Annotated in this window: 6 protein-coding genes and 1 pseudogene; 1 reads left to right on the plus strand and 6 read right to left on the minus strand. The window is 47.5% G+C overall.

From position 1 onward, the window contains the following. Positions 1 to 107: 107 nt before the first annotated feature. From HOL66_05450 to HOL66_05475, 6 genes and pseudogenes are all read right to left on the minus strand, one after another. A complete protein-coding gene (locus HOL66_05450; GenBank protein MBT5243668.1) occupies positions 108 to 1,820 on the minus strand; it encodes a recombinase family protein in 1,713 nt (570 codons plus the stop codon). Beyond that, a complete protein-coding gene (locus tag HOL66_05455) occupies positions 1,820 to 2,908 on the minus strand; it encodes a tyrosine-type recombinase/integrase (GenBank protein MBT5243669.1) in 1,089 nt (362 codons plus the stop codon). The genes HOL66_05450 and HOL66_05455 overlap by 1 nt, the downstream gene beginning before the upstream one ends. Further along, positions 2,905 to 4,605, minus strand: a complete 1,701-nt coding sequence (locus HOL66_05460) for a hypothetical protein (GenBank protein ID MBT5243670.1) — start codon at positions 4,603 to 4,605, stop codon at positions 2,905 to 2,907. The genes HOL66_05455 and HOL66_05460 overlap by 4 nt, the downstream gene beginning before the upstream one ends. A 166-nt stretch (positions 4,606 to 4,771) precedes the next feature. Beyond that, on the minus strand, positions 4,772 to 4,954 hold the full coding sequence (locus tag HOL66_05465) for a helix-turn-helix domain-containing protein (GenBank protein ID MBT5243671.1): 183 nt from the start codon (positions 4,952 to 4,954) through the stop codon (positions 4,772 to 4,774). A gap of 250 nt (positions 4,955 to 5,204) precedes the next feature. After that, entirely contained in the window at positions 5,205 to 5,963 is a 759-nt protein-coding gene (locus HOL66_05470; GenBank protein ID MBT5243672.1) for a hypothetical protein, read from the minus strand. Between the two features lie 92 nt (positions 5,964 to 6,055). Beyond that, positions 6,056 to 6,127: pseudogene (locus HOL66_05475) on the minus strand (IS6 family transposase). 198 nt (positions 6,128 to 6,325) lie between these two features. Between HOL66_05475 and HOL66_05480 the strand changes: the two are divergent. Further along, a partial coding sequence (locus HOL66_05480) for a hypothetical protein (protein ID MBT5243673.1) occupies positions 6,326 to 7,650 on the plus strand: 1,325 nt, incomplete at its 3' end.

Genomic DNA, 7,650 nt, shown 5'->3' on the forward strand with positions numbered 1-7,650 from the left:
GTTGAAATAACAGGTGCGATCCGTAAGGCGTTGGAAAAATAACGGCTAAAATCAATCCTCTTGGGAGTGTCAAAATGTCTGTTAAGGGTCATTTCCGGACCTTTTCATCAGCTCCTAATCACTTCCGCTTTACCCCATAAAAGCGGACATTTTGTCCATTTTGCTCTTGTTCGGTAAAGGTGGTTGCGTGCCCCCGCAACCAGCGTTACTTGCACCTCTGAGGCATCCCCTCGGAGGTGTTTGTTTTTGTGGGTTTTGGGCTTGTCATTTCCAAGGGTAAGTAGGGCGGCCAGTTCCCCATAAAGTTCAATCTTGAGTTCGCCATCTTTCGGAACCAACCGGACGGCTTCAATAAGGTTACGAATGGCCTCAGTTGCTTCAGCAAGCGAGTTCTCTTTATTGAGCGTCTCAATAAGATTAGTGACTTTATCGCGGTAGATGTCGGCCAGATTTGGATGAAGCCGCGGCTTTGGAGCCGGAACATGGTTGAGCTGTTCTGTTAATTCTGTTTTGCGGGCCTCCAGCTTGGCCATCTCATCCTTTACAGTGTCTCCCCGAACCCCAGCTTTGATTGCGTAAATGATACGGGCCATGTCACGTTCAATTCGTGATAGGTCTTTTTGTAAACTATCTCGGGCCTGATCTTCTGTCGCCGCAAGCCGGTTAAATTCACGGTTAAACTCTGCAACAAACTCTTTGTATGCATCCGGGTGCATCAACTGATCTTTAAGGCCGCCTAGAACGGTTTCCTCAATGGTATCCCGGCGGATAGTCAGGAGATTGTCACAGGTGCCTTTATTGCGGGCAGTGGAGCAGCCGTAGTGATGTTGACTGATTTTTGAAAATCCACCACCACAACTTCCGCATTTCAATAGCCCAGACAATAAATAGCGTGGCCGCCTTGCACGTTCCGATCTTACGCCATTGGTTTTGGTGCTAACTCGGCGATGAGTAGATGACTGCCTTTCTTTGACACGATCCCAGAGGTTTTGATCAACGATCCTGAGAAGGGGAACCCCTTCAATGACCCATTGCTCTTCTGGGTTGGGTCGTGCCTGACGTTTTCCGGTGTTTGGGTCCTTGATAAAATGCTGCCGGTTCCAAACCAATTTTCCAACGTAAAGTTCGTTGTTAAGTATTCCAGTCCCACGCCGCCAGTTGCCGTGGATTGTGGATGGCCCCCAAGTGTTTCCGCGTGGACCTCCTACGCCTTCAGCATTGAGATCGTGAGCAATGGCTCTTGGGGAACGGCCAGAGACAAATTCCTCGAATATGCGAATGATAATTCGTGTTTCTTCGCTGTTGATTTTCCTATCACCTCTGATTGGCGTGCCGTCAGCAGCCATCTTTCTGATGACCGAATATCCATAGGAATTGCCGCCACCTGATTTGCCCTGGCGGATGCGACCTTCAAGGCCACGTCTGGTTTTGTGGGCGAGATCCTTGAGGAACAGTGCGTTCATGGTTCCTTTAAGACCGACGTGCAGTTCGTTTATCTCTCCTTCGGACAGAGTGATGAGTTTAACGCCTGCAAAGGTGAGTTGCTTGTACAGGCCAGCAATATCTTCCTGATCACGGCTGAGCCTATCCATGGCTTCAGCTATAACGATCTCGAATTTTCCAGCACGCGCATCCATCATCATCCGCTGATAGCCAGCACGAAGAGTACTGGCGCCGCTGATGGCCTGATCGGAATAAACTTCAATTACCTTCCAGCCTTCGGCGTCCGCACGTTTCCGGCATTGGTGGACTTGATCGTCAATGGAGGCAGATGACTGTAGATCGCTAGAGTATCTGGCGTAGATGGCAGCACGTGTCATTAAACTTTCCTATTCTGGTAGGGGTCGCCGTATTCGGATTTAAGCTGACTGCGGAGCTCATGGATTGAGCTTCTATATCTGTCTCCCGCAATAGCCTGGTTTGCTTGGATGTAATGGTCTTCGGTTGTAGCTGGATTGATATGACCGAGAAGGGAAGAGGCAATGCCGACATTCTCAGGCGTCATGTCTACGATCCAGGACGCTGCTATATCTCTGAACAGATGTGGATTTATAGATGTGCCGAAGGCGGCTTGGGTTGCGGCGATAACGCAGCCATAGACACCTCTGTTTCGCATCGGTGCGCCTTTGATACCTATCCAAAACGCGTCTATAACGGGGTCCTTGAGCAGGATTGGACGCCAGACTTCAAGCCAGGCATCAACATAGGGCGTGAGTTCGGTAGGCAGGGTGAGCGTCAGGTAGCGATCAGTTTTCACTTCTGAAGGTTCAAAGTCGAGTTGATAACGGTCTTCCACCTTGATCAGGTGTTTGCCAATGCGGATCATGACCAAATTACGTAGCCGTATGGGGCAGTGAACGAGCAAGGCAACCATCAGGGTGTTCCTGTAAGTCAGCGCTTCCTTTGTATCTTTGAGCCACCCATTGTTTAATTTGTCCAATTGGCCGAAGGCCCATTTGGCAATGATTGCCGGTGATTGCATACGCGCTCGTTTGTCACGGCTGGGCTTGCCAAGAAGGTTTAGCTTGGAGATAAGAATGTATAACCATTCCCAATCTTCATCTGGCGCAAATGATCGCAGCGCTTGCCAAAGCGACAGGGTGTAGCTCAAAACGGTACAAGGTTGAACTTGTTCCTGAAGGCAGGCCACGTAGGCGTAAACGGCATCGCGGTGTGCCCGCTCAGACGGGGTAATATCGCGGTTCATGCGATCAGTTGATATTAAGAAACTTAGCCATCGGCCATAGCTCTTGCGAACCCGCATTCGCGTCGAGGGACGCCACAGCGCACTGTTGCGAAGATTCTCATCAAGAACACTGCCTTGGGCCGTTACATTATGCCAAAGTTCCTGATCAACCTCAGGCCATTCGTGAACGTGGAGACACCGTTTAGAGATATTGTCCGTCATGCTGCGTTACTCCCGCCATCATCATTATCGTTGCGGACCTTCCTGACTGATTTTTGATAATGGTCCAGGGCGCTCTTCTGTTCGAACTGGGAGTAGGAACGCATGACGGTGCTGATTTTGTCACCCAGTACATGACTAATGGTCGCGGCATCGCCAGCACAAATGAGATTATGGAATTTACTGGCAAGACTTCTGAACAGGTGAGCATTGACCGTGAGCCCTGTTTCTTGAAAACAATGGCGTTTGATTTGTTGGGAGAGTTCGCCTGGATTACGGTATGTACCATCCATCTTTGGAAACACGGCTGTCGTGGGGTTGGGACATAAGCTCGGTCGTGTGCGATCAATGTAATCACGCACAAACTCAGCAGCGGCGCCATTCAGTTCGTAGCGAAGCGGTTTGTCGTTTTTTACCTCGTCAGCGGGAATGTCAATAATTAGTCGAAGGGATCGCCGTTCTTTGATCCAACGAAGGTGTCGATCTGTATCGAGGTTTGCCAGGTTGCGGATGCGCATGGGGCAAAGGATAAGTATCTCGATTGCGGCGGCCGTTTGAAATAATAAAGCGGCACTTCTGGGTTTTGGCCCAGGCTTCTCTGATAAACGGGAAAGTCGTGCGGGCAGGCCCAGTAATAGTGCAATGTTTCGCCTGTCTTCAAATTGGGCGAGTCGTTCCATGTTCCCCTTCCTGTAGCGGTCTGCCTTCTGGTCAAGCTTTGAGCAAATCCGTTGAAGTTGCTTTAGATGTTCATCAGTAATTTTAACGTGGTGCTTGGCGATCGCCTTAATGCCACTTGCCAGAGTAAAGTTAGCTTCCATGACGGCTCCGTCTTGCCGATCCAACATGAATTGCAGGCCACGTTTGAAATTATCCAACTCAACGACGAAAGCGAGGGAAGTAACGTCGCTGATGGAAACGCCACTTCTAACAATGGCAGATGCCATCATCCGTATCTGGAACCTGCGGTGTTTTATGGTTGCAGGCTCGCAAGGGCGTATAGGGGCGTCTTCATCGAACAGGTCTTTAAGAGCGAGGCGATCACACCACTTGTCGACATCAGCTAAGAAACTTGCCGGAAACTGTTCCAGAGGAATAGTCCATGGTTCTCGTTTGCGTTTCCGAGTCAGTTTCTGAGTTGGCCAGTCAGGAACAGCGTCTCGCATCCTGTTCCAAACTAAAACAGCTTCGCGGGCAACCTTGCTTGGGTCTTTTTGCAGGGTCTCTTCAATGAGGGTCGTTTCAAATTCAGCGACCGTGTTATCCGTAACGGTTTTAGGAGTTAAGTCACGCTCGCTACAGAACCTGAAAAACCGGGAAAGTTTGTATCCCATCATCCGATCCGGAATTGCCTGGTACAAATGGTCAAACTCTGGCGTCATCTTTGGAAACGCGGCCAGACGTTTATTGTTACCGACAGTCAACTTAAGGGCTGCCATGACGGCGCTTTTGACATTCTGGAAATGCTTTTCGCTGACCCTGAGTTGTCGGGGATGGATTTGACGTAATCGTTGGCGCAGCCATTCGGTGTTTGCGGGAATGAGCGCGACATCTTTTTCAATAAACCGGGCCATCGATCTCAGTGCCGAGATCAAATCGCGCCGACGTGTTTTGCTCAGTTCTTCTAAGTTCTGAATTGCTGTGATTACCTCAGCGAATGTTTTTGCTGAGTTCTTGCTTAGATCTTTCTTTTTACTCATCGGGATGACTCCTTCTTGGTCAATTATGGACACGGGTGGACACGGGAGCAAACCAGTGCCGATTCGGGAGACCGTAGCACAAAAAACGGTCACGAATAGCTGCACGCCGTTCTCCCGACAACCCTGTAAGACATTGAAAATATTGGACATATGTGGACATCTCTGTTCACCAGTTCAGGTGTTCGCGGATGAACAAATCCAGGTCTCTCGGGCGGATGCGCCACTGTGCACCGAGCTTGGCTGCCGGTAGTGTTTTGGCATCAATCCAGCGGCGAACTGTTTTCTCGGAAACGCGGCAGATGGTGGCGATATCCTTAATTATCAGTAGGTGTTCTAATGGTGGTGCCATTGGATCTATCCTTATCAAGTTGATTTGGAGAGGGTAGAGTTGCCTTACTTGTCTTTACGGCTTCAACGGCTGCTTGACGAGCCAGCAAACGAGCAATATCTCGAAGTACGTTTGCACCTCGTTCTTTAGCTTCTACTCGTTGATTGATCTCACCGGGCACCGATTGCCATCCTCTTCCATTGAATTGGAGGATTATGGCAGTTTGGAGCTGGCGTTATTACGGACGATGTATTCTTAAGATTTGCGTGATTTAACCGTCCGTTGACATTAGGTCAATTACGGTATCGATGAGATCGCGGGGCAATGGTTTCCCATTAATCACCTCGGAAATCTGACTGCACCATCGATAAAAAGGGCTTGTTCGCCCAGTTTCTTTGTAACCATGGCTATCACCCGTTTTTCCAGGAATATTGCCTGTAGCTGAATGCCATATGGCAACGAGTTCTCTGATTAAGTATTCAGCAAATGGGTCAGGTCGGCCTTTAGGGGAAAAATGCCTTGAAATACCGGGGATGTCGCTGAGTTTGTTTAAGTCCCCATGGGAGGTATCGACCAAATATCCATTTTTGCTGTGCATGGCTTTGGCAATAACATCAATGTCGATAATCTTACTGAGGTGTGCTTTCAGTTTATATAAATCTCCACCTTGACGATGCATGCCCTTATGGATGATATCTTGAATGTGGAAATTAGCGTTGCCTAGTTCATCATCAAATTTTGATGCGATTTTGGAAATTCGTTCTATCGTGCTGCTCATCTCGGACAGCGTCGGTGGAAGTCCATGTTCAATCTGTCCAAGATAGTTTCCAACGGCTGTTATAACACTACTCCATATAGCGTCAGGATTTATTAGCTTCGCACCTTTAGCGGTGTGTTTTTCTATCTGTTCAAGTAAAACAACTTTATGCTCGTTCAGATTTACAAGAGTTTCTTCCTCAGGGGATTGAGGGGGACATCCATCCTTAGGTAAATGGACTCTTCGAAATTGCCCCGGCCCTGATATGCTCATCCGTCCTTTTGGCATCGTGTGGCTCGCTATAATTGAACTCAGTATTATAATAACTCAGATGTATACTAAATGTAACTTCTGGCAATGCTATGCTCATGGAGTAAATCTTCGACGTTGCACAGTGAAAGTGGAAACCTGACGTACATCATCACAGCCAGGTTGATGACCTCGGGTGATGTTTTGAAATAGCGGAATGCCTCTCATTCTTGCCGGAACGAAAGGTTGCGATGCTACCGCAGCTTAACCTATACGCCGACAGATGAGTTGCTCTTACAACTTGAATTCACGTTTGATTAAAATTATAAATCTTACATATAATTTCTGTAAAGATATAAAGAAATTTGAGGAAAGGGATTCCGTTCATGACAATGAGAGGAATAACGTATGTAATTGTATTGATTTCGACATGTGTTCTATCAATCTCAAGTGGTATTGCTCAAAACACAGCACCCAGTCAAGCAGCCAAGGTTTCACTTTCTGGCTTTGTCAATAATGCTTTGGCATCAATGGGACTTCCGGAAGGAACCAAAATTCCAGGGCTTAGCAATGCCGATGATCTGCAATTGGAAAATGTTACTCAGGTCAGCTCGAACGTAACCACAGCTAAGGTCTCTATCCGGAAAATCCCGTTTGATATCACAAGTTATAAGCCGACAGGGAAGACGTCTGAGTTAATTGTCATTGGTGCAGATGGTCTTGAATTACACAAAATCATTCCCGGCCTCGACGGGACTCCTCTTGGCGCATTGGGAAAAATGGAAAGTGCTGCCTTTGTGTATGTGCCTAAGGAGCTTGCCGGAGTTCAGTTTGGTCTTGCATCAAATTCAGACGGATCTTCACCTGTTCCTCAAATTGTCAAAAATATTCTGGGACCAAATTCTCGCGGTGTAAATTTAAGTGAGGGTATGAACTTCCTGGCCTCCGCCTCACTACAAAATTTTCCTGGCGAGATTAAAACTCTATTCAGATCTGCTGGTCTTACAATAGGCAAAAAAATCATACTCAGCGGCACGGTCAGTCGGAATATATTCAAAAAATCCTTTAATAAAACCCCCATTACCGCAGGCAATACCAATCTGGCCAGCGCGTCTCAAATGAAAAACAAGATAAATGCCTTGATTGCAGACTACGGCAAGGATTTCCTGTCAGAGCTAAAGATCAGAGGTAATTTACAATCTGACATTAAGGCCGGACTGCTGGATATAAAGGATAGCAAGTACGTAATTCAAGGAGCAGAGGAATCAAAGAGTATTTCCTTTGGTATATCAGCTGATACGGCATCCATTGCAAAATTGGCTTTTCAGAAAGTCCTGATAAGCTATGACCCTGAAAAAAGACAGGTTATCTCTGAAGGTTCCATTGAGCCTGACACCTTATCAAAAGTGTTCGATTTTGGCGGTCTCAAACTTGATAAAATTGATCTGGCTTCAGTTAATTCTTCCGGTGATTGGCAGTTCATACTAAATGCTTCCGGAGATTTGAATGGAAAACAGATTTCTGCCGTTTTTGAGAATTCAAAATCGAAGGAAAATCAGTTTGAATTACAGGCGACACTAACGGGCGGCACCAAAGGCATTACGGCGACAGACGTTGTCGGCCGCAAGGTTCCGGGTTTTGACGAGGTTGCGTTGAGCAAGGTTGTGGTCTCTCGCGGTCGTCTTGTTGCTGATCTTTTGTTTGGCTCCAA

It is taken from the genome of Rhodospirillaceae bacterium, assembly GCA_018662005.1.
GTDB lineage: Bacteria > Pseudomonadota > Alphaproteobacteria > Rhodospirillales > JABHCV01 > JACNJU01.